This is a genomic window from Neisseria sp. P0008.S010, assembly GCF_051962715.1.
Lineage (GTDB): Bacteria > Pseudomonadota > Gammaproteobacteria > Burkholderiales > Neisseriaceae > Neisseria > Neisseria elongata.
Genome location: NZ_JBQCVA010000041.1, coordinates 1 through 20,223 on the forward strand (window position 1 = coordinate 1; position 20,223 = coordinate 20,223).

Consider the following 20,223-nt stretch of genomic DNA (forward strand, 5'->3'; position numbering starts at 1 on the left):
GCCCTTGCGGCCTTAAGTGCGCGATAGATGGTGACGCGGCTGACTTGGTAACGCCGTGCCAATGAGCTTACGCTTTCTTTTCCCTGCGTGTAGGCCAGCCAAATGGCTTGGCGGTGGTGCGGGGTGAGGCGGGTGTTTTTGTGCATGTTCATGTCAGTATTCTCCTGAAATACTGTAAACAACGCTACTGGTTTCTACATACGGTATTTTTATTAGGCGTGTCTAACAGTATAATATTGTTTTTTTCAATTTTTGGAAGGTCGCTATGAAGCCTATTGTGACAGGAATAGTGATTTTAATTGTAAGTGTTGTGAGTGCTTTTTCTTTATATTTTTGGGGAGGGAGGTTAGGTGCTGAAACAATTATTGATAAGGCAATAATTTGGCTATGTATAACAGTGGTATGTTCGTTAATATTTTTTATTCCGTTAATAATAAGATTCTTTTGGCTTAAAGAGCACGATAGATTTTCTAATATAAAACATCTGAATCCTGAAGATTTAAGCGGTGACAGTGCGGAATCTACCCATTTAATCGGCGTGTCAGAACGCTGGGAGCAGTTGAGACATATCCACTTGCTGACCAAGCAATATAAAAAACACCGTAAGCCTTGGATTTTTGTGGTCACTCAAGATACTGCCTTGTTGGAAGCCTCTTTGCCGGACATCCGCCGTCAGTTGTGGGTGGAAACCGCATCGGCTATTTGGATTGATGCACAGGCTATGGAGCCTGCAGGCGGCTGGCAATATCTGAGGGGTGTGGGTAAACGTCCAGCTGAAGGCATTGTCTCTCTTCAAGCAAAATCCTCAATTCACGAAAATGCTGCGCAATTGACCGAGTTAATGAAGAAGCTCGGATGGAAGCTGCCGATTAATCAGGTGTATCTGACCAATGAAACCGATGAAATGCCATCAGCCATCAGCCATGCTTTGAAATATGGTTCGACTGTGTCGGCAACGGAGTTGGAGAAAGAATTGGATCAGTTTGCCAACCAGTTGGCACCAGTGGGTACGCAGCTGATTGAGGAAGATTTGCGCCAAACACCTATTGCAAAACTGTCTGCGACGTTGCCTTCTCAAAGTCAGGCTTTGGCAGATCATATTGCTGCTGAAAAACGGAGTTTGGGAAAACTGGATACAGTTGTCGGCGTTTCGTTTATTCAAACCAATAATCCCGAACAATCAGGAGATTTGATTTACCGTGCGTTTAATGATCTGTCTGTTTTAGGTTCAGGTAAAAAACTGCATTTGTCCAAAACGGAAAAAACCTATCTGGCAATGAGTGCCGTAGCCTTGTTGGTCGGTAGTGTGTTTGCAGTGGGTGCGCACAGTAGTTATCAAGATATAGGCCGTCTGAATGCTGATTTGGAAAGTGTTCAGAAGGCAAAATCACGCTCGGAAAAAGTTGCAGCCTTAATCAAACTGCAACAAAGTATTGCCGAAATGGAATCCGGCAGGGATTTCTTGCAATATACAGCCAAGTTCTTGGGCTATGAACATAGGAAAGAGCTGTTGGCTGCCGCTTATCGCAAATACGGGATTTTGGTGAAAGATGTCGTCAGCCGTCCTGCTACCGTATTCTTTGCGAATAAGCTGGATGGTTTGACTATGCTTGAAGGACAGATACCGGACGACTTCGAACTGCAAGACAGTTCTTATCAAGACCTGAAAGCATATTTGATGCTGACGTCCCATGTAGAGAAAACCAAAGACAAAAAGGATGCTGAATTCCTGACGAAAAAATTGGTGGAAATACTGTTAGCGCAGAATGTTTCTACTAAAGATGCACAAATTTTGGCCCAATTTTTCGTACCGCGCATGGCGGCCCATTTGGATTGGCTTGAAACGGAGCAGCCTGAACTGGTATCAGGAAGCCGTCAAGTCTTGGTGGAATGGATTAACCGCGACCAAGGCAGTGAACAATTATATAAACGCATCGTACAAGATACCAATGCCAAACTGAAAACCATCACATTGGCAGAATTGCTGAATAAGGATTTGAAAGGCATTTGGAATGTCGGCAAACCTTTGCCCCGCGTTTATACGGTTGAAGGCTGGGAAAAATACATTAAACCCGCTTTAGATCAAGCTGCCAAAGACAGTAAGAATAACGACTGGGTGTTAGGTGGAAACCTGCATCAGGCACCGGTGACGGAAGCGGCCATCAACAGTTTGAAAGAACGTTATTTCAAAGAATATGCCGCTGCTTGGTATGATACGATGAACAGTATTACATGGCAGCCCAGGGCGACCAATTTGGACTCGGTAAACCAACTTCATGTTTATGCGGACCCGAAACGCTCGCCATTGGTGGCGTTGTTCCATGCCATAAAAGAAAGCAGCCGTTTGGACAGCAAAAAAATCGATGTAAACCTAGCTGTTGCCGATGCGGCGAAACGCGCTGCTGCAAGAAAATTGTCTGTACGGACGCGCAAGGTTGGGGAGGTAGCATTAAATTCCCAAGCAGAAGAAACAGATATTTTGGAAGACAAGGTCGATGATTATTTGGCAGGCCCATTGGAGGGGGAATTTGAAACCCTGTTGCAGTTAATCGATGCGCAAATCAACCCGAAGAGCGATTTGAGCCTGCAACGCTATCTTGAACGGATAACAACTGCCAAACAACGCTTAATTCAAATGGCATCATCATCAAACCCCGGCGGTACGGCAAGATTGGCCATTCAAGGCGTTTTAAACGGGGGGAATAATGAATTTCTTGAAGGTATGCAGTATGCACGTTTGATTGAGGCTGGTGTGGGCGACAGATTGCTGCCGTTTGCGCGCAATGTTTTTGTCTTGCCATTTAATTCCGTATGGGATTCGATTGCAGGCGTGGCCCAAAAAGACATCAATAATCTGTGGGCAAGCAATTTTGTTAATCCTATGCAGTCTGAGTTGGGCGGCAGGTATCCGTTTGCCAAATCAGAAACCGAAGTTTCGATTCCCGTATTGGCAAAATACTTGGATATCAACAAAGGCGCATTGAATCAGTTTATAACGACCCAATTGGCAGGTGTTTTGACCAAACAAGGCAATCAATGGATTGTGGCACCGGGAAGCGAATTGAAAGTTAATCCGGGATTGTTGCAACAGCTGAATAAATTGAGTGCGATTTCTGAGGATTTCTTCGTCAACGGAGAAGGTGGTGGTTACAGCTTTGAGCTGAAGCCGACGTCTACTCAGGGAATTGTTCAATTCGACTTGGTTGTTGATGGTCAATCATTGAATTATTTCAACCAACAGACAGAGTGGAAGCCATTCAAATGGCCGGGTGATGTCAGCAATGCCGGTTTGCGTATTTCTTGGGAAACCGAGGCAGAAGGTATGCGTAAAACTCAGGAAATCAGCGGACGTTTCGGTTTCATCCGTATGCTTGAAAAATCCAGGGTTACGCCGATTGATGGAAGTACCTATCTGGTTGAGTTCCCACTGGAAAAAGACAAATTGATGCGCTTCTATATGCGGACCAATTCCGGTAAAGGACCGTTGGGGCTGCTGGATCTGAAAAATATCCATCTGCCGAATAAGATTTTTGAGGTTAAATAATGATGACATTACCCCAATGGGTAAAGCCGATACTCGGTGATGAAGGTACATCCATCACCGATAACAATATCCATCGCTGGCAAGAATGGTTGGAGCCTGTTTCAGACGACCATCCTTGCGGCGAGGATGTCGCCTATACAGATGATTTTGAAGCCATCAAGATTGAGTTGGCCAAACTTTCGGGTATGGACTACCGATTGATTTTGGATGCTTCAGAACGCCTGCTGAAGCGTGAATCTAAAGATCTGAGGGTAGCAACCTATTACATTTTTGCCTCGCTGAGAGACAGAGGCTTGGCAGGTTTTTCAGACGGCTTGGAGATTTTGTGCGGGTTGCTGCAAAAATTCGATCAGTCGCTGTGGCCGAAAAAGCCTGTACAAAAACGTAATGCATTAAATTGGTTGTCCGGCGAAAGGGTGCTGGATACGCTTAAGAACGTGGGATTATCTGATTCTACGGAGCTTAAGCGGACATTATCGGCTTTGATGTTGTTGCAACATTACTTTGAGGGATGGGAAGAGGCAGTACGCCCCAGCTTATTTCCATTGTTGCAATATTTTGAAGAGTCATCTGTTCGTTTTTCATCTTCTCCAACAAGTTCAAGTCAAAATCAGGAGACCAGTGCGCCTGTTGAGCAAGTGGCAACGCCGCAAATTCATCAAGAGAGTCGAGGGTCGTCTGAAAGTCTGACTGTCACAAAGGTTAACTCTTCTAAAGCCTTGCTTGACCAAGTCAGGATTAACGCTGCCTACTTGAGAGAACAGGATGATGGTTATTGGTCTGCAAACAAGATGATTCGAGCCGTCCGTTGGGGTGGATTGAACGGCATTCCTCCGCATCAAAACGGTCAGACGCGGTTGAAGGCTCCAAGGGCAGATTTATTGGCAAATCTGAATCGTTTGATTCATGAGCAGCAATGGCGCGATTTGCTCGATAAAGTGGAAGCGGCTTTTTTGGAAGGTGCTAATCACTATTGGCTGGATTTGCAATATTATGCATGGCAAGGTCAGCAGGCATTGGGTGGTTTATATCTTTCCCAAGTTGATTCGTCGCTATTTGAGTTGAAATCCTTCTTGACCCGATGCGAAGGCCTGACCGGCTTGAGTTTTGATAACGGATTCCCGTTCGTATCGGCTGATACGCTTAAATGGCTGGAAGAAAAGGTCATGTCGTCCGCGCGCAAGCAGACGAATAGCCAAGCCATTCAAAAGGCAGCGTTAGAACCGTCATCTCAGGAGGAAAACCAAGAAAGTTACTGGCAACAGGCGCTGTTGAAAACACAAGAACACGGTTTAGACGCTGCATTTGCTTGGTTGGAAACATTACCGGAGTGGCAGACAGGCTCAGGACAGGTTAAGAAATGGGTGATGATGGCTCGGTTGGCTGTAAGCGCTCAAAAGGCGGACTGGGCAGTGAAACTGTTGGAACAGGCTTCGAAGCAGATGCAAGTGTTGACAGTTAAAGAGTGGGACAAACATTTTACGTTTGAAGTGTATGCCCTTTGGTATCAACTATTAAGTGAAAACCTTGATAATAAAGATATTGAGGCAGTCGGACAGCTCGAATTTTTACGGACAGAGTTGATGCAGGCAGATGTTGTCCGTGCATTGGAATTAATTTATTAAGCATATATTATGTCAGATCCCACATTACGCTATTATGAAGAAGAGATGCGGTATCTCAAAGAGGCGGGATTAGAGTTTTCAAAAGCCCACCCTGATCGTGCCGCAATGCTGAATTTAGACAGGGTAGGTACGCGCGATCCTTATGTAGAAAGACTGTTTGAAGGCTTTGCTTTTTTGACAGGGAGAATCAGACAAAAATTAGATGATGACTTTCCGGAATTGACGGAGGGGTTGGTCCATATGCTGTGGCCGCATTATCTGAGGATGATTCCTTCCCTGACTGTTTTGGAATTGATTCCGGATAATAAAAAGTTGCAAGGAGGGCAAGTCGTCAAAAAAGGATTGTCCGTTCAGTCCGAACCTATCAATATCAACGATAGATTGACCAGATGCTTGTATCGGACCACTGCTGATGTTGCGCTCCAGCCTTTGAGCATATTGCATACATTGTTGGATTATGATGCGAATGGTCAAAGCGTCATCAAATTAACTTTCGGTATCCACCGGCAAATACAGAAAGAGAATTTAGATTTTTCCAAAATCAGAATTTATATTTCCGCCGACGAACCGATTGCCTTCGCATTGCGTCATGCTTTGTTGAATCAGACAGCGCGGATCAGCCTTCATCATGCCGAATTGCCATCTGCCGACAATATACAGTTTAAGGCAGTCGGATTTGCTGAAGATGAAAGATTGTGGGAGAAAGTCAATAACAGCTTTAGCGGTTACCAACTATTGCTGGAATATTTTTGTTTCAAACAGAAGTTTTTCTTTATTGATTTAGTGGGCATTGATGCCGGATCATGGTCGGAACGGATTAATGAGTTTAGCGTTAATGTGGTTCTTTCCAAGCAATACCCTTCCGAGCTTCGATTCCCTCCTGACTGCTTGAAATTGAACTGCGTGCCTGCCATCAATCTGTTTGATATGGAGGCAGAGCCTATCCGAGTAGATCATAAGGCGTTCGAATACCCTGTTAAGCCGTTACTACATGAAGGTATGGCTGTTGAAGTTTATTCCGTCGAAGAGGTAGAGGCGGTTAATCATGAAACAGGTAGGCGTTATCCCTATATTCCTTTTTCCTCATTCCAGCATCGTGGCGGATTGATGAAATATGATGCGCCGGAAAGGTATTTCCATATCAAAGTCAAGCAAGGCGTGTCAGGAAGACATGAAACATGTATTATGCTTGGCGGATTGTTGTGGGATAGAAAAGACATATTGCCTACCGAGACGCTTTCATTGAAAGTGGTCGGGACAAATGGTGCTTTGCCGCGTAAAAGTCTGAGGGAAACCCAGATTCAAGACGACGATATCGCCGAACCAAATGTCAAAATGGTCAGAAACCTTACCACGCCGACTTTGTCTTGCTATCCGCCGACAGAGGATAGATTCCAATGGCGCATATTGTCCCATTTGTCACCCAACTATTTATCACTATTGAATGTCGATAGTTTGAAAGGGGCATTGTCCATTTACGACTGGACTGAAGACGAGCTGAACAAGCGCAGACTGAATGGTATTGTTGATGTCAAACATGAAACAGTACAAAGAATCGAGCGTGGCGCAGTCCATCGCGGAATTCATATTACCGTAACATTTGATTCAACCGCATTTAGCGGTGAGGCGGAAATTTATTTGTTCGGAGAATTATTGAACGAATTTTTTGCAATGTATGCTGATTTGAACCTGTTTACCCGGTTCAGCATTGTTTCTCTGCCATCCGGGAAAACATATACATGGAAAGACAGCAAAACAACTATCACACGGTTTTAGAAACAGCGCACAAAAGCGCTAAAGAAAATAACGGCAGGCAGACGCTTCCTTTATGGGAGATTCCTAGAAATAAAGCGCAGCGCGAAGGCGGGTCGTCTGAAATCTTCCAAGAGAAATTGGGGGAGTTTATTGTACGCAATGCGGCAACGATGAATTTCTTCCAATTTTGCCGGGTTTTAGAAACTCTTGCCGAAGGAAATGAAGAAAAGGCTGTCGAGTCAACCGTAAGATTTAGAAGGGTAAAATCTTTATCTTTCCCTTCGGGGGAAATCGCATCGGTTGAATATGACGCAGAAGCCGATCTGCCGACTGTCAGGACGACATTTTTAGGTTTATACGGTGTCGATGCGGTTTTGCCGGATTACTTCCTGAACGATATTGCGACGCATAAAGACGGCAGTGAAAGCCTGGCGGCATTTTTAGATATCTTTAACCACCGAATCACAACCCTGTTTTTCCAAGCATGGAAAAAATACCGTTATCCGTTTCTGTTTCAACGGGAGGGGCAAGATGACCTATCGCGTTCACTTCTGCACCTAATCGGGCAAGGCATGGTCAACGGGAAATTCATGCATCCTCTGCTGGATAGCAGGATTTTGGGATTGTTCAGTATTTTTTACCAGCGAACCCGAACCAAAGAAGGGATTGTCAGCATCGTCAGATATCTGCTTCCCTTTGCCGATGTGAACGTAAAAGAGTTTCAGCCGCAATGGGTCATTTTGGAAAAGGATCGCAAGCTGGGGAAAGCCGGTTTGCGGTTAGACGGGGGAAGTGCATCTTTGGGCGGTCGAATAAAAGATTACAGTCATTTGGTGCGTATTGAAATTACGCCCGATACATTTGACAACGCACAGCTTCTGTTGCCAAAGCAGCAATTGCACCAAAAATTGCTCGAATTATTAAAACTCTATTTAGGTCGTCGTTTTGATTCGAGTGTTTACCTAAATATTAAAAAACAATGGATACCCAAAAGCCGTTTGGAAAAAAAACAAATATTGGGGATTAATACCGGTTTAGGTGCAATGCACCAAGACAAACAAATAAAAATAGCGAACTATACATACTCAAACTAACTTCAAGAAAACGGAAAATCATGAATAAAAAAACCAGAATTACGTCAGTCTGCTCATTAGCCCTTTTATGCGCCATGCTTTCAGGATGCGGGATTTGGCAAGGCATGAAAGATGGAACGGTTGAAGCAACGAAAAGTGTTTTTTATACCAAACTCAAGATTTTGAAAATTGACCTGATTGCACGAAACGGTTTGAATCAAAACGAGCGCGGGCAGTCGCTGTCGACAGTCGTCCGAGTGTATCAATTGAAAGACAAGCAAAATTATGAAGTTGCCTCATATCGTGATTTACTCAATCAAGACAAAACTATCTTAAGCAACGATCTGGTGGAAGGTTACAAGCAATATACCATCCGACCGGGGGAGACCATCAGCTTTGATGAAACCCTGAATAAAGACACCAAATATGTCGGAGTTGTTGCCTTCTACAACAGAGTAGGGGAAGAGCAGACTTGGAAAATGTTGATTACCAAAAAGCAGCTGACCAATAACAAACCGGTCGTTATCGAATTGGTGGATAACAAAGTCCTGCTTCAAGAGACGGTCAAGAAAGTCAAATAATGGATGCCGCACTCTATGAGAAACTGACCGGATTTTATTCCGACGGTTTGCCGATAGATGACCTGCCAGGCAGCTTCCAGTTGGTTCGCAGTGTTTTGGACAATATCCAACGCATTCTTAATAGCAGAAGCGGTTCCTTGAAACATCTGCCGGATTATGGGATTCCCGATCTCAGCATGGTTTATAAAAACCTGCCCTCCAGCGCGCATGACTTGCGGTATTTTATGAGGAAAACCTTGTTGAAATACGAGCCAAGATTAAGGAACTTGGATATCCACCTCACTGAATCCAAAGACAATATCATGGTTTTGTGTTATCAGCTGGAATGCGAAATAGAAAACGCGGGTGCGGTAGTTATAGACACTTATTTTATGCCTGAGGGGACGGTTTCCGTTAAACGCAGCCGGACATGAGCTTTCTTTGGTGTGAATAGATTACTTTGAAAATTAAGAAATAAAATATGGTTAAACACATTTTCCTTACTTGCGGCGTGTTGCTTTCAGCAACCGCTCAAACCACCTTTGCCAAAGAGCTGGAAGGCATGTTGGTCACTCAAAACAATTATGTCCGGATTAAAAGTTGTGATTTGAAAAATAATTACACTTTACTCCCCGGTAGCGGAAACGGCTATGAAGCCGCAGCGGAAATCATTAGCGTCAGAAAAAATACGCCTGAAAACACACCAATCTATGTCGGGCTGAGAGGAAATCTGGAAAATACCAATTTTTTGATTTCCGGGATTGATTTCATCAAAATGGGCGAGAGCTGCCATGTGCCGCATACCGAAACCCCGCCTGCCGAAGTCGTTATTCGAGAGTATCCGCTTACTCAGCAGAAATCAGGTTCGACAGGAGGCAAGCCTGAGTCTAAACAAGACAATTCGAAATTAAAAACTACGGAGTCCCAACAAACTAAGGCAGAACAGGACAAACCGGAAGAAACGGCAGGCAAGTCAGAAGAGCCGATTCCTTATCCTGAAGTTATACAGACTAATCAATCGGAAGACAGTAAAAAGTCTGAAGACAAGTTAAATTCAGACGACCTTGTTAAAGAAAATGTGAAAATGGAGGATGTCAAACAGGCGGATACCGAGAAGTCTGGTCGTACAAATGCTAGATCGGAGACTCCGGTAGTATCAAAAACGACTTCGCCAGCCGAGAAACAACCCGTAGAAAACAAGGAAATTGATGCGTCTGCTAAAACAGAAGCATCTGAAACGATAGAAGCACCAACCCGATTTGAACCACTTGAAAAGGTAGAAACGCTGCCAACCAAGACTGAAATTTCTGAAACCGTAGAAACACCAGCCCAAACGGAGGCATCTGTAACAGTAGAAACACGGGTAACAACAGAAACTACGTCAACTACGCAAGCTCCGGTAGTCGAAGAAACTTCGACAAAAGCGGTTGATGTAGAGGAGCATTCGTCCGTATCTGAGCCTGTGGCTCCTGTGGTTTTGCCATCGGAAAGTCAGCCGGTAAAAGCCACTACCGTATCCGAAGTGAAGCCTGAAACCGGTAAGCAAGAGTCTTCATCGGTAGAGCATGAGCCTTTGGTGCCGCAAGTAGATATACAACGCGAAGAAACTCATTCTGCGCACAATACGTTGTCGGCTTCCCAATGACTACCAAAACATCTGTGCCACAGGCAGAATCGCCTACCTTTCATGAAGAAACGCCGGTGCAGCCGGTTTATGTCACTAAGGTCATCGTGCATGATGATGACGCCTTTAAATAAAGGGGCTGACGTAGATTAGCCTAAATTCCACACCAATCCCGCAGGATGAGACCTTTGCAAAATTCCTTTTCCCCGACAGCCAGAACCCAAACACAGGTTTTCGGCTATTTCCCTCCCCCAATACCTCCTGATTTTACCCAAATACCTCCTTAATCCTCCCCGGACGCCCCATAATAAGGCATCCGGGCCACCTTTTAGACGGCAACAGGCACATTTAGCCTGTTAGCCGCTTTCAACAGGTTTAAACACATCGCCTTCAGATGGCTTTGCGCACTCACTTTACACAGACCAAAATAGGCTGCCCGGGCGTAGCGGAATTTACGGTGCAGCGTACCAAAGCTTTGTTCGACCACATAACGGGTCTTCGACAAATATCGGTTACGTTTGGTTTGCGCTTCCGTCAGCGGATGTTTGCGGTGGGCTTCGGGCGGGATTTTCAGCAGCGGATCGGTTTCGGGGTCGTAGCTATACGGTTCGGCGGGTTTGTCTTCCCTTTCTATGCCTATCGGTGAGGCCGTCTGAAATTGCGCCAACGGTTCGAACGTACCAGGTTCGAACAGGTAATGGATGTTTTGTCCGTTTGTGCTTTCGATGGCAAGGGTGTCTTCCTGCCAGTGATAGACGGTGGTTTCTCCGTTGCGGATTTTGGCGGTACGCCTGCCTAAGGGGTCGTAGCGGTATTCGGTACTGCCGTTGCGGTTTCGCGGTGTAGTTTGTCGCGTTCGAAGGCGGCTATTTCGTTACGGTTGAGGGTGATACCGTGCAGGTGGCCGCTGCCATAGTGGAGATAACCGATACGCTGCCCGTCGGGACGGATGGTTTCGGTACGGTTGCAGACGGCCTCTGTCGTCATATTGCCAGCGGCTGGTATAGCCGGATCAGTCGGTATGACTTGCAATTTGTCCATCCTTCGTCCAAGTCAGGGTTTTAATGCCACCAAGTGCGTCGGTGATTTCTATCGGTAAGCCTGCATCATTGTAGCGATAGCGGGTTTCGTTCTCTTCGGGGTCTGTTTCGAAAACCATATTGCCGTTGGCATCATATTGACGCAACCAGCGGTGTCCCTCGGGGTCGGTAACGGCAGTCAGATTATTATCGGCATCGTATTCGAAAGAAACGACACTGCCGGAGGGTGGTCAAGCGGAGGGGATTGGTGGTGGAAAGGCCGTCTGAAAGTGTTTTTCAGACGGCCTTTCCCATTGCCATCCTATATGCCGTCCAATACCGCAAACCCGTGTTTGCGGGCATATTCGATATAGTCCTTCGGATAAAAACTCATTGCCTTTAAGGGTTGACCTTCCATATCTGCATGAAGCAGCAGGGTAAAGATGGCGGTTTCAAATGCCCAGTAGCCGAAGAACAATTCTCCATCCCTAACTTTATGATAATCATACCAATAAGTATCCTTATTGGTTTTGTACCAGCCTTTCAGATAGTCCCGCAGCAGCCTGCCGCGAGGAATACCCGAAGGTTCAAACGGGTTGTCGGGGTTCTTGGGTGGGAGTAATGTGCAGTTTCTCGATATAGCCTTCCTCATCAGTACGGGTATGTTGTTTGTAACCGAGTCTGTATAAACCGTTTTTCTTTGTCCAACGGGCATCTTTGTCTTTACTCGGTGTGGTTTGGCCGCTGACTTGTCCTTCCTCGTCAACTTCTATGGCCTGACGCTGTTTGCTGCCGGCGGTTTGAATAATGGTGGCGTCAATGACGGCGGCGGATGCTTTCTCTACTTTTAGGTTTTTTTCGGTCAGTTGGCGGTTAATCAGTTCCAGCAATTCGGACAGGGTGTCGTCTTGCGCCAGCCAGTTGCGGTAGCGGCATAAGGTGCTGTAATCGGGGATGCTCAACTCGTCAAAGCGGCAAAACAGGTTGAAATCGATGCGGGTGATGAGGCTGTGTTCGAGTTCGGGATCGGAGAGGCTGTGCCATTGTCCGAGCAGGACGGCTTTGAACATGGACAACAGGGGATAGGCGGGACGGCCGCGGTGGTCTCTAAGGTAACGGGTTCTTTGACGATTCAGGTACTGTTCGATCGGCTGCCAATCAATCACCTGATCCAACTTTAATAGTGGGAATACGATCGTGACACTTTTATTGAGGAATCTGGTATGCGGTTGTTGGAATTTTGATAGGAATTTCTGCCTGCCTGCCAGAATTTTTTTCTTATGCTGGAAAAAAGAACAGACGCGTCATCTATTTTTTCATAAATGAACGATGCTTGATATGCAAATATGTGATGATCCAAAAAAGCGAGTTATTTTTGAAAAGCCCGTTGCCTTTTTTCAAAAAAAAGGTATTCTTTATATTTAATATATATATAGTATACCTATTTATAAATGACCTATGTCATATAAATTACAATAGGGCGGTTTTCCGCCTTCAATGCTTTGGCTATTTTGGTGTGTTGGTAGAACTCTTTGCCGTTATCCATGGTGATGGTGTGCACCCTGTCTTTATGTGCCTTTAATGCCCTAACGGCTGCCCGGGCAGTGTCTTCGGCTTTGAGGCTATCCAATTTGCAGATGATGGTGTAGCGGGTAGCGCGTTCGACCAAGGTCAGTAATGCGCTTTTCTGATCTATGGCGACGCGGTTGGGCACTTTGCCTCTGGTCCATGTGCTGCCGTAGCGTTTGCGGTAGGGTTTGCTGCATATTCTGAGATGTTGCCACAAAGTGCCGCCGTTGCTTTTGTCTTGGCGGAGGTAGCGGTAAACGGTGCTGTGATGGAGCGTGATCCCGTGGTGTTTGCGCAGGTAGGCGCATACTTGTTCGGGACTGAGTTTGCGGCGGATAAGGGTGTCGATGTGTTGAATCAGCTGCGAATCGAGCTTATAGGGTTGTCGTTTACGCTGTTTGATAGTCCGGCTTTGCCGCTGTTCTTTCTCGGCGCTGTATTGCTGCCCTTGGGCACGGTGCCGTTTAATTTCGCGGCTGATGGTGCTTTTGTGGCGGTTAAGCTGTTTGGCGATTTCGGCGATGGTGCAGTAGCGGGACAGGTATTGGATATGGTATGGTTCGTCTTAGGTCAGTTGTGTGTAGCTCATGGCAATCTTTCTTGCAGGAAAGGCCGTTGCTACTGCATACTGGCCTTTTTCTGTTATGGAAAGTTGCACTTCAAATGCGAATCCGCCCGGGACTGAATATCCCTGGCTGGGTGTAGTAGATTATGGGAAGGATTTTGGGTTCCTTGTACCGTTTCCAAGACTACATTGATGTCGACACGGGTCGAACGCAGTATCCGTTGCTGTTCTGTTGCGTGTGCTTGAAGCAGGGAGGCTTGTGTGCCGTACTCCATAAGCTCTCACCCCTTAGCGCCATCTGAACCGCGTCAAAAACGCTCTGCAGCTGCGAAAGAGCATGTTCTGGTTTCAGCAGTGGTTCGGACGTGCCTTTGTCGGTCAGCTTGCCTAACTGGAAAGAGCGGTTCTTTTTCAGTCTGGGTAGCGTACCTGTAAGTGCCACCATCAGCAGCCACTTCCTGTTATGCTCGCTGATCGCTTAATGCTGTTAACTCTTCACGCACCTTTTGTACCGCCGGAGAATCTTCCGTGTTATCTAGCCCGGTCTCTATTATCGATGACCTGCCTAACAGCCAGAATGAGCGGCGCATCACGCCCGAGGACTATGTACGCCAGTATAACAAGGAGTGTATATAGCGGCTGTTTCGCGGTGTGACCTACGGCATCATTACCACACAAAATCAAGAAGTATTGCGCAAAAATCCAGTTTGACCTAAGATTATGTCTTAAATTAAACTGGATTTTGTTATGTATTACCCACGTCACCTGCAACCCGTTCTGCAAAAGCTGTCCGCCCAATTTCCCGCCGTGTTGCTGACCGGTGCGCGGCAGGTCGGCAAATCCACGCTGCTTCAGCACATTGCGCCCGAATACGGATACCTTACCTTAGACGATCCCTTGCTGCTCGACCAAGCCAAAAACGAGCCGCAACTGTTTTTATTGAACCACACGCCGCCGCTGATTGTGGACGAAGTCCAATACGCCCCCGAGCTGTTCCCCCTGCTGAAAATGGATATAGACCGGCGCAAGCAGAACGGCCTGTACCTGCTGTCCGGTTCTCAGGCTTTTGAGCTGATGCAAAACGTCAGTGAAAGTCTGGCCGGGCGCATTGCAGTATTGAAATTAAACGGATTGTCGTGGCGCGAAATGCGCGGAGATGATTTTCAGACGGCCTTTGTGCCAGACGAAGGCTACTTGGCCAACCGGAAACCCGTATTCAGGCTACCTGAACACGAAAATATCTGGCAGATTATCCACCGCGGCGATATGCCGCGCTTATACGAGCAGCCCGAAACCGACTGGCAGGTTTACTATGCCTCGTATGTCGCCACCTATATCGAACGCGACGTGCGCCAACTGGTCAATGTCGGCAGCAGCGGCGATTTCACACGGTTTATGATTGCTATTGCCGCCCGCAGCGGGGAATTATTGAATTACAGCAGCGTGGCTCAGGAAATCGGTGTATCGGTGGATACCGTCAAGCGTTGGCTCACCGTGCTGCAAACATCGGGCATCGTCTATCTGCTGCAACCCTATGGCAACAACCACCTTAAACGCGCCATCAAAACCCCGAAAGTCTATATGCTGAACACCGGCCTGATGGCCTACCTGACCAAATGGCTGACGCCGGAAACCATTCAAAACGGAGCCAAGAGCGGGCAGTTTTTTGAAACCTTCGTGGTGGGTGAAATCATCAAATCCTTCCACAACCAAGGCCAAGAACCGCCGATTTATTTTTACCGCGACACCAATCAAAAAGAAATCGACCTACTGATCGAACACCAGCAGATGCTGTACCCCGTTGAAATCAAAGCCACCGCCAATCCCAATAAAAAAATGGCCGCCGCTTTCAACCTGCTGCGCAACACGCTGCCGGCAAACGAATTGGGTATCGCCCACGGTACGATTATCAACCAGTACCCGCAAAAAATCTGGTTGGCGGAGAATTTGGTTGCCGTGCCTGCGGCCTATGTTTGAGGCTGCCTGAAACCGCCCTTCAAGGAATGAACCATGCCCAACACCCCGCCAACCCCATCCCATCCGAACATCCCCACGACTACACCCTCTCCCCCTGCATGCTCACCGACTGGACCTTCACGCGCTACCACACGCCCGGCAAATCCGAGTATGCCGTGGTGTACGGCACAGTCGCCCAAGATGGTTCGGGACGCTTTGCCGCAGGCGGCCGAATCCGCACCTCGCCCGTTACCCTATGGGCTGCACCGCTGGCACATACGCACAACTCGGTGTACTGCCTGCTGGAAGGTGCAGGCTGCTTTTGCGACCTGCCTGCAACCTTGCAGCCTGCCATAGACAGTTTGGGTATTGACCCTGCAGAAGCGGCCGTTATCCTGCAAAACACCTTCATGCAGCCTGCACATGCCTTGCCTGAAACCGCCTGTTTCGGCGTTCCGGTGATGCGGCCGGTAGGGCAGAGAGATTTTCCGGTCATCATGGAACATCACATCGCTGCATTACCGTTCTACCCGTTTTGGCGGGACAGCAGCATCGGTTCCGCCCAAAGCCTGATAGACGGACAAGCCGCCATTTTCTTGCACGATTGGAACGCATTCTGCCGCCTGTTTGTCCGTACCGGTAAACACCGCGGCCAAACCGGCCATACCAGTAAACAAGCTGCAAACGGCCAATATAGCTATTTTGGCCTGCCGATTGTGCATACACTAGGACAAGACAATGCCCCTGCCGTATCGGAAGCCGACATCGCCAAACTGCCGTTTTACGCCTATTGGCACACTGCCTGCGTTTCCGATATACATCCGTTAGCAGACGGCTCACATGCCGTGAACCTTGCCGATTGGGAAGCCTTCTGCCGACGGTTGGTATTGACCGGCAGATAGATGGGCAAAAAAGTGCAGGCTGCTTTTTATCGCCCCAACCCCGTTTCAGACGGCCTCTAAAGCAGCCTGCACCTTATTTTTCATTGTCAGATCCCCAGAAATCGAGTACCCCATGCCCCAAACCTATTTCACCGCCGACTGGCACTTCTCCCATCCCAACATCGCCCGATACTGCCCGCAATTCCGCCTGCAAAGCGATAACGCCGACGAGCTGAACGAATACCTGATCGACTACTGGAACCGCGTCGTTACTCCGCAAGACACTGTATACAACCTCGGCGATGTCTGCTTTGCCAAAAAGCTCGCACACATCGAAGCCGTGCTGCAACGGCTCAACGGGCAGCATCATTTGATCTACGGCAACCACGACTACCTGATTCGGCAAAACGAAGCATATTTCCTCAACATGCGCAAAGCCGACGGCCATCCGTTGCTCTCGTCCGCCAGCCATTACCTGCGGCTCAAACTGCCCGAAATCGGCAATACCGCGATTTTGTGCCACTATCCCTTATACGAATGGGACGGTATCCACCACGGCCTATACCACCTCTACGGCCATCTGCACGACCGCATGGCTGCTGTCAAAGGACGCGCCCTCAATGTCGGCTGGGATATGCACGGCCGTTTCCTGACCGCACAGGATATTGACAGCTTCCTGCGCGACCTCCCTGCCGTGCAGTATTTCGACGACAAGCAAAACGTTATCGTTGGTAACAGTACGGAAGATGCAGCTGCAAAAATTCGGGCGAGATTGGCGGCATTGAATGAATGAGCTTTTATTTTTAGAAATGAATTTTCAGGTAGCCTTGAATGGTGCAGGCTGCCTGAAAAACAGTCGGCAAAACAAAAGGACGGGTTTTCAATCCGTCCTTTTGCATCAGCAATACCGCCAAGTGTCCCGCATAAAATGAATGATCTCGTTTAGCGGCACGGGCGAAAGCGTAAACAGCTTGTCCCCTTTTTTCTGCTCCACTTCCAAAATCAATATACAGCCTTCCGACAATTTGCCCTGTCCGTCAAATTCCAATTCTTTAATTTTTACCGACCGGGTGATGCCGTTATCCGCCAAGTTCTGCCCGTATGCCTCGCCCGTGTGCCCGTAAAAATGGTAGGTAAACGCCAGTTGGTCCAACACATCGGCAATCTCTTCCGCGCCGTAACCTCTTTGGCTGTCGGCAAAACGTTTCGGGCGTTCTCTTCTTTGCTCGGCACTTTCCATTGGTGCTGGGCGATGAGTTGGCCGTTTCCGTTGTAGTCGAAGCAGGTGATGCTGTGGCGGTTGGCGGCGCGGACGAGGTTGCCGTTCAAGTCGTATTGGTAAGCGGTTTCCTGAACTCGGTCGCCGCCGTCGCGGGCGAGGGCGTGGATTAAGCGTCCCAATATATCGCGTTTGAACTCGGTAATCCGCAGCGGGGTTTGGCTGTTGAGGTCGTCTGAAAGCGGGGCGGCGTCTTTTTTAGGGACGGGCTGTCCGCCCAGTTGCGCCATCAGTTTGGCGGTGAGGGAGGCGTCGTCGCCGAATTCGCGCTGCTCGACCAGTTCGTTGCCGGCGTTGTAGCGGTAGCCGGTCAGCTTATGGTCGAAACCGCTTTCAGCAATCAGACGGCCAAGGATGTCGTAGGCAAAGCGGTAGCGCGCACCGTTTTCATTGGTGAGACCGACTATGTGATTTCAGACGACCTGCTTACATCCTTACTACGACCTTCAAACGCACTGAAAATTCCTTAATTTATTTAAATTAAAGGGGTTGAAGGCTGTGGAAGTAGTAAATTCAAGCACAACGTTTTTGCCTTGGATGTTGTATTCGACAACGGTAGTATTTCCTGTTTGACGAATGATTTTTCCTTTTTCAATCAGACGGAATATTGACCATGGTCCGGTTGAGCTAATACCCGCACTATTGATTTGCGGAGAGGAAACATCAATTTTTGCCAAGGCATTTTCTTCTTACGACGCATTGGGCAACCTGATCTACCGCCAGTTGCCCAATGGCGAAAACCAATATTACCAATACGATTTAGAAAACCAACTCGTCCGCGCCGAAATCAAAAAGCCCGCCGGCAATACCGAGATTTGGGAATACGCCTACGACCCGTTCGGCAGACGCCTTTCCAAAGAACGCCAAGACAAACTCGCCTGGACGAGTACCGACCCGAAACGCACCCACTTCGTCTGGGACGGAACGCGACTGCTTCAGGAGTACACCTACAAAGGCAGCTACACCTATAAGCAACAATGTCAGGTACGCATCCATTGCCTATATCGGTACCAACCATCTTAGCAGTAAAAAGCCCTAAAATTTTTTTCAGGCCATTCTCAAAGGAAGATGAATATTGGCAAACTATATGGCGGTTTGAAACGTGGAAAAGCTTTTGTTCACTGAGTGAATAACAGGTTACTTTGGATTGGCGTAGCTGGTTATCCCTATAAAAGGTACGATGGCCACAAGTGTATTCATGTAATGGAACTAGGTTCTGTTAATGTTGAGTGCCGCATGGTTTTTAATATAAAGTAGAAATAATATTAAATATCAATGAATTGATATTCATGAAGTGGTTTCTGCCCGAGACCTTGGCAAAATTCACTAACTGGAGAACCTGGTCAGGCACACTTCCCCATCTGTTGAGCCTAATCAAGCACCGATTGAGCGGACAAGATTCCAATATCCCGTATGCCTATGTAGGTATCGCTGGCGTTATCCGGACCTGGTCCATCAGCGGCTGACAAAATCAGATCCGCACATCGGTGCAAACGGTATCTGTACCACCACCGGCAACGACTGGGATGCATGCCGGGTTAAAGTCACTTTAAGCTCACTCACAGCATATCCGCACCGATGCAGAAAGTCATACCTACGGGCAAAGGGCAGATTGGCAATCATGGCTTGTGCGGTTTGCTGGAAGAAGGTGCTCATGAGAAATCCCCTAAATGTCTTGGTGGGAATTTAGGGGATTTTGGGGGGATTTTGCAAAGGTCTCAGTCTGAATAGTTACGACAAGTTAGACGTAAGCGGTTTCATCCATTACCACATCAACCATTCCAAGGAATTTGCAGGCCGTCAAAACCACATTAACGGCATTGAGAATTTTTGGAATCAGGCAAAACGCGTCTTGCGCAAATACAACGGAATTGATCGCAAATCCTTCCCGCTGTTCTTGAAAGAATGCGAATTTCGGTTTAACTTCGGCACACCGTCTCAACAGATTTAAACCCTGTAGGATTGGTGTGGAATTTAGGGCTAATCTACGTCAGCCCCAAAAGAAACCTCCCGCCGCTGGTGGAACGGGTGGGATTAAGGCCGAAAGCCGTCTGAACAGTATGCCATTGGCTGCTATACGCAGGTAATGGAGTAAGGTTTGGTATTTGAAATTCAATGCATATTTGGCCATAAAAAACCGCACCTTGACCTTGGCAGTTGGAAGGATGTTCAACTTTTGAGGTGTAGTTCACTTCCATTCAGACGGCCTTTCCACCACCAATCCCCTCCACTTGACCGCCCACCCCCGTTCAAACTACCATACCCACCCCATCGTCATCTTAAAAACACCCGACCATGACCGCCCGCCAAACCTACCACCTCACCTTCGCCCGATTCTCCCCCTCCCTCTCCGTCAAATCCTTCACCACCTCCGAAGCCGCCAACACCGCCTACCGCGTCGAAATCACCGCCACCTCCACCGATTCCTCCCTGCCGCTGTCATCCTACCTCAACCAACGCGCAGCGTTTGAAATCCGTCCGCAGGAAGCCGTATTGTCAGAAATCGCCGCCGCCTTCGCAGCCGGTTCGGACGACGCTCCGGCGAAACAATGGCAGGGCATCATTACTTCATGCGAGAAGCTGTCGGTATCCAAGGATGAAACCGTTTACCGCTTCGTATTAGAGCCGCGCTTCGCGGCTTTAAAACATTTCCAAACCTCCCGACTGTTTCAAAACCAAACCGTCCCCGATATCGTTGCCGCCATCTTCAAGCACCACGGCTTCTCCGGTGTCGACTACCGATTCCAAAAAAGCCGCAGCTACACCGTCCGCG

General features: G+C 47.8%; 19 protein-coding genes and 6 pseudogenes. 14 read left to right on the top strand and 11 right to left on the bottom strand.

From position 1 onward, the window contains the following. Positions 1–152 (bottom strand): helix-turn-helix domain-containing protein (locus ACTHSL_RS09695; RefSeq protein WP_440381259.1); only part of this gene is annotated, 152 nt, incomplete at its 3' end. A 113-nt stretch (positions 153–265) separates the two neighbouring features. Between ACTHSL_RS09695 and ACTHSL_RS09700 the strand changes: the two genes are divergently transcribed. Genes ACTHSL_RS09700 through ACTHSL_RS09730 form a run of 7 tightly spaced genes read left to right on the top strand, consistent with a single transcriptional unit; the run spans position 266 to position 10,202 of the window. Next, complete coding sequence (locus tag ACTHSL_RS09700; RefSeq protein ID WP_440381244.1) at positions 266–3,544, top strand: ImcF-related family protein; 3,279 nt, start codon at positions 266–268, stop codon at positions 3,542–3,544. Then, positions 3,544–5,169: a type VI secretion system protein TssA gene (gene tssA / locus ACTHSL_RS09705; protein ID WP_440381245.1), complete on the top strand. Its 1,626-nt coding sequence runs from the start codon at positions 3,544–3,546 to the stop codon at positions 5,167–5,169. The genes ACTHSL_RS09700 and tssA overlap by 1 nt, the downstream gene beginning before the upstream one ends. Positions 5,170–5,178: 9 nt before the next feature. Beyond that, positions 5,179–6,945 (top strand): type VI secretion system baseplate subunit TssF, encoded by a 1,767-nt coding sequence (gene tssF, locus ACTHSL_RS09710; RefSeq protein ID WP_440381246.1) that lies wholly within the window; start codon positions 5,179–5,181, stop codon positions 6,943–6,945. After that, complete coding sequence (tssG, locus tag ACTHSL_RS09715) at positions 6,909–8,018, top strand: type VI secretion system baseplate subunit TssG (protein ID WP_440381247.1); 1,110 nt, start codon at positions 6,909–6,911, stop codon at positions 8,016–8,018. The genes tssF and tssG overlap by 37 nt, the downstream gene beginning before the upstream one ends. 20 nt (positions 8,019–8,038) lie before the next feature. Then, positions 8,039–8,578, top strand: coding sequence for a type VI secretion system lipoprotein TssJ (tssJ, locus tag ACTHSL_RS09720; protein ID WP_440381248.1), 540 nt, complete (start codon positions 8,039–8,041; stop codon positions 8,576–8,578). After that, positions 8,578–8,991 carry a type VI secretion system baseplate subunit TssE gene (tssE, locus tag ACTHSL_RS09725; RefSeq protein ID WP_070497196.1) on the top strand — a complete coding sequence of 138 codons (414 nt, stop codon included), beginning with the start codon at positions 8,578–8,580 and terminating at the stop codon, positions 8,989–8,991. Before tssJ ends, tssE begins: the two co-directional genes overlap by 1 nt. Positions 8,992–9,038: 47 nt before the next feature. Next, positions 9,039–10,202 carry a hypothetical protein gene (locus ACTHSL_RS09730; RefSeq protein WP_440381249.1) on the top strand — a complete coding sequence of 388 codons (1,164 nt, stop codon included), beginning with the start codon at positions 9,039–9,041 and terminating at the stop codon, positions 10,200–10,202. A 307-nt stretch (positions 10,203–10,509) separates the two neighbouring features. On the opposite strand, the pseudogene ACTHSL_RS09735 reads toward ACTHSL_RS09730, so the two are convergent. From ACTHSL_RS09735 to ACTHSL_RS09760, 6 genes and pseudogenes are all read right to left on the bottom strand, one after another. Beyond that, positions 10,510–10,740 (bottom strand): annotated as a pseudogene (locus ACTHSL_RS09735) (transposase); the annotation flags it as partial. 236 nt (positions 10,741–10,976) lie between these two features. Next, a complete protein-coding gene (locus ACTHSL_RS09740) occupies positions 10,977–11,168 on the bottom strand; it encodes a hypothetical protein (protein ID WP_440381250.1) in 192 nt (63 codons plus the stop codon). 25 nt (positions 11,169–11,193) lie between these two features. After that, a complete protein-coding gene (locus ACTHSL_RS09745) occupies positions 11,194–11,367 on the bottom strand; it encodes a hypothetical protein (RefSeq protein ID WP_440381251.1) in 174 nt (57 codons plus the stop codon). Between the two features lie 155 nt (positions 11,368–11,522). Further along, positions 11,523–11,915 (bottom strand): PoNe immunity protein domain-containing protein, encoded by a 393-nt coding sequence (locus ACTHSL_RS09750; protein ID WP_440381252.1) that lies wholly within the window; start codon positions 11,913–11,915, stop codon positions 11,523–11,525. Next, positions 11,815–12,396: pseudogene (locus tag ACTHSL_RS09755) on the bottom strand (transposase); the annotation flags it as partial. The pseudogene ACTHSL_RS09755 and the gene ACTHSL_RS09750, both read right to left, overlap by 101 nt. 290 nt (positions 12,397–12,686) lie before the next feature. Beyond that, positions 12,687–13,319: pseudogene (locus tag ACTHSL_RS09760) on the bottom strand (IS30 family transposase); the annotation flags it as partial. 762 nt (positions 13,320–14,081) lie between these two features. Here ACTHSL_RS09760 and ACTHSL_RS09765 point away from each other — a divergent pair. From ACTHSL_RS09765 to ACTHSL_RS09775, 3 genes are all read left to right on the top strand, one after another. Beyond that, a complete protein-coding gene (locus ACTHSL_RS09765) occupies positions 14,082–15,311 on the top strand; it encodes an ATP-binding protein (RefSeq protein ID WP_440381253.1) in 1,230 nt (409 codons plus the stop codon). Positions 15,312–15,409: 98 nt separating this feature from the next. Further along, on the top strand, positions 15,410–16,192 hold the full coding sequence (locus tag ACTHSL_RS09770) for a hypothetical protein (protein ID WP_440381260.1): 783 nt from the start codon (positions 15,410–15,412) through the stop codon (positions 16,190–16,192). 112 nt (positions 16,193–16,304) lie between these two features. Continuing rightward, positions 16,305–16,964 carry a phosphoesterase gene (locus ACTHSL_RS09775; RefSeq protein WP_107145158.1) on the top strand — a complete coding sequence of 220 codons (660 nt, stop codon included), beginning with the start codon at positions 16,305–16,307 and terminating at the stop codon, positions 16,962–16,964. Between the two features lie 266 nt (positions 16,965–17,230). On the opposite strand, the gene ACTHSL_RS09780 is transcribed toward ACTHSL_RS09775, so the two are convergent. After that, the gene (locus ACTHSL_RS09780) at positions 17,231–17,680 is read right to left on the bottom strand and encodes a hypothetical protein (protein WP_440381254.1); all 450 of its coding nucleotides are present in this window, start codon (positions 17,678–17,680) and stop codon (positions 17,231–17,233) included. Here ACTHSL_RS09780 and ACTHSL_RS09785 point away from each other — a divergent pair. Further along, positions 17,672–17,920: a lipopolysaccharide biosynthesis protein gene (locus ACTHSL_RS09785; RefSeq protein WP_440381255.1), complete on the top strand. Its 249-nt coding sequence runs from the start codon at positions 17,672–17,674 to the stop codon at positions 17,918–17,920. The two genes, ACTHSL_RS09780 and ACTHSL_RS09785, sit on opposite strands and share 9 nt — an antisense overlap. Here ACTHSL_RS09785 and ACTHSL_RS09790 read toward each other — a convergent pair. Continuing rightward, positions 17,897–18,139 (bottom strand): annotated as a pseudogene (locus ACTHSL_RS09790) (type VI secretion IcmF C-terminal domain-containing protein); the annotation flags it as partial. The gene ACTHSL_RS09785 and the pseudogene ACTHSL_RS09790 overlap by 24 nt on opposite strands. Here ACTHSL_RS09790 and ACTHSL_RS09795 point away from each other — a divergent pair. After that, positions 18,138–18,419: pseudogene (locus ACTHSL_RS09795) on the top strand (type IV secretion protein Rhs); the annotation flags it as partial. The pseudogenes ACTHSL_RS09790 and ACTHSL_RS09795 sit on opposite strands and share 2 nt — an antisense overlap. Before the next feature lie 486 nt (positions 18,420–18,905). On the opposite strand, the gene ACTHSL_RS09800 reads toward ACTHSL_RS09795, so the two are convergent. Continuing rightward, positions 18,906–19,106 carry a hypothetical protein gene (locus tag ACTHSL_RS09800; RefSeq protein WP_440381256.1) on the bottom strand — a complete coding sequence of 67 codons (201 nt, stop codon included), beginning with the start codon at positions 19,104–19,106 and terminating at the stop codon, positions 18,906–18,908. A gap of 64 nt (positions 19,107–19,170) precedes the next feature. Between ACTHSL_RS09800 and ACTHSL_RS09805 the strand changes: the two are divergent. Next, a pseudogene (locus ACTHSL_RS09805) lies at positions 19,171–19,401 on the top strand (transposase); the annotation flags it as partial. 34 nt (positions 19,402–19,435) lie between these two features. Here ACTHSL_RS09805 and ACTHSL_RS09810 read toward each other — a convergent pair. Further along, complete coding sequence (locus ACTHSL_RS09810) at positions 19,436–19,648, bottom strand: hypothetical protein (RefSeq protein WP_440381257.1); 213 nt, start codon at positions 19,646–19,648, stop codon at positions 19,436–19,438. A gap of 97 nt (positions 19,649–19,745) precedes the next feature. On the opposite strand from ACTHSL_RS09810, the gene ACTHSL_RS09815 reads away from it, so the two are divergent. Then, positions 19,746–20,223, top strand: a 478-nt coding sequence (locus tag ACTHSL_RS09815; RefSeq protein WP_440381258.1) for a contractile injection system protein, VgrG/Pvc8 family, incomplete at its 3' end; no start/stop codon positions are given.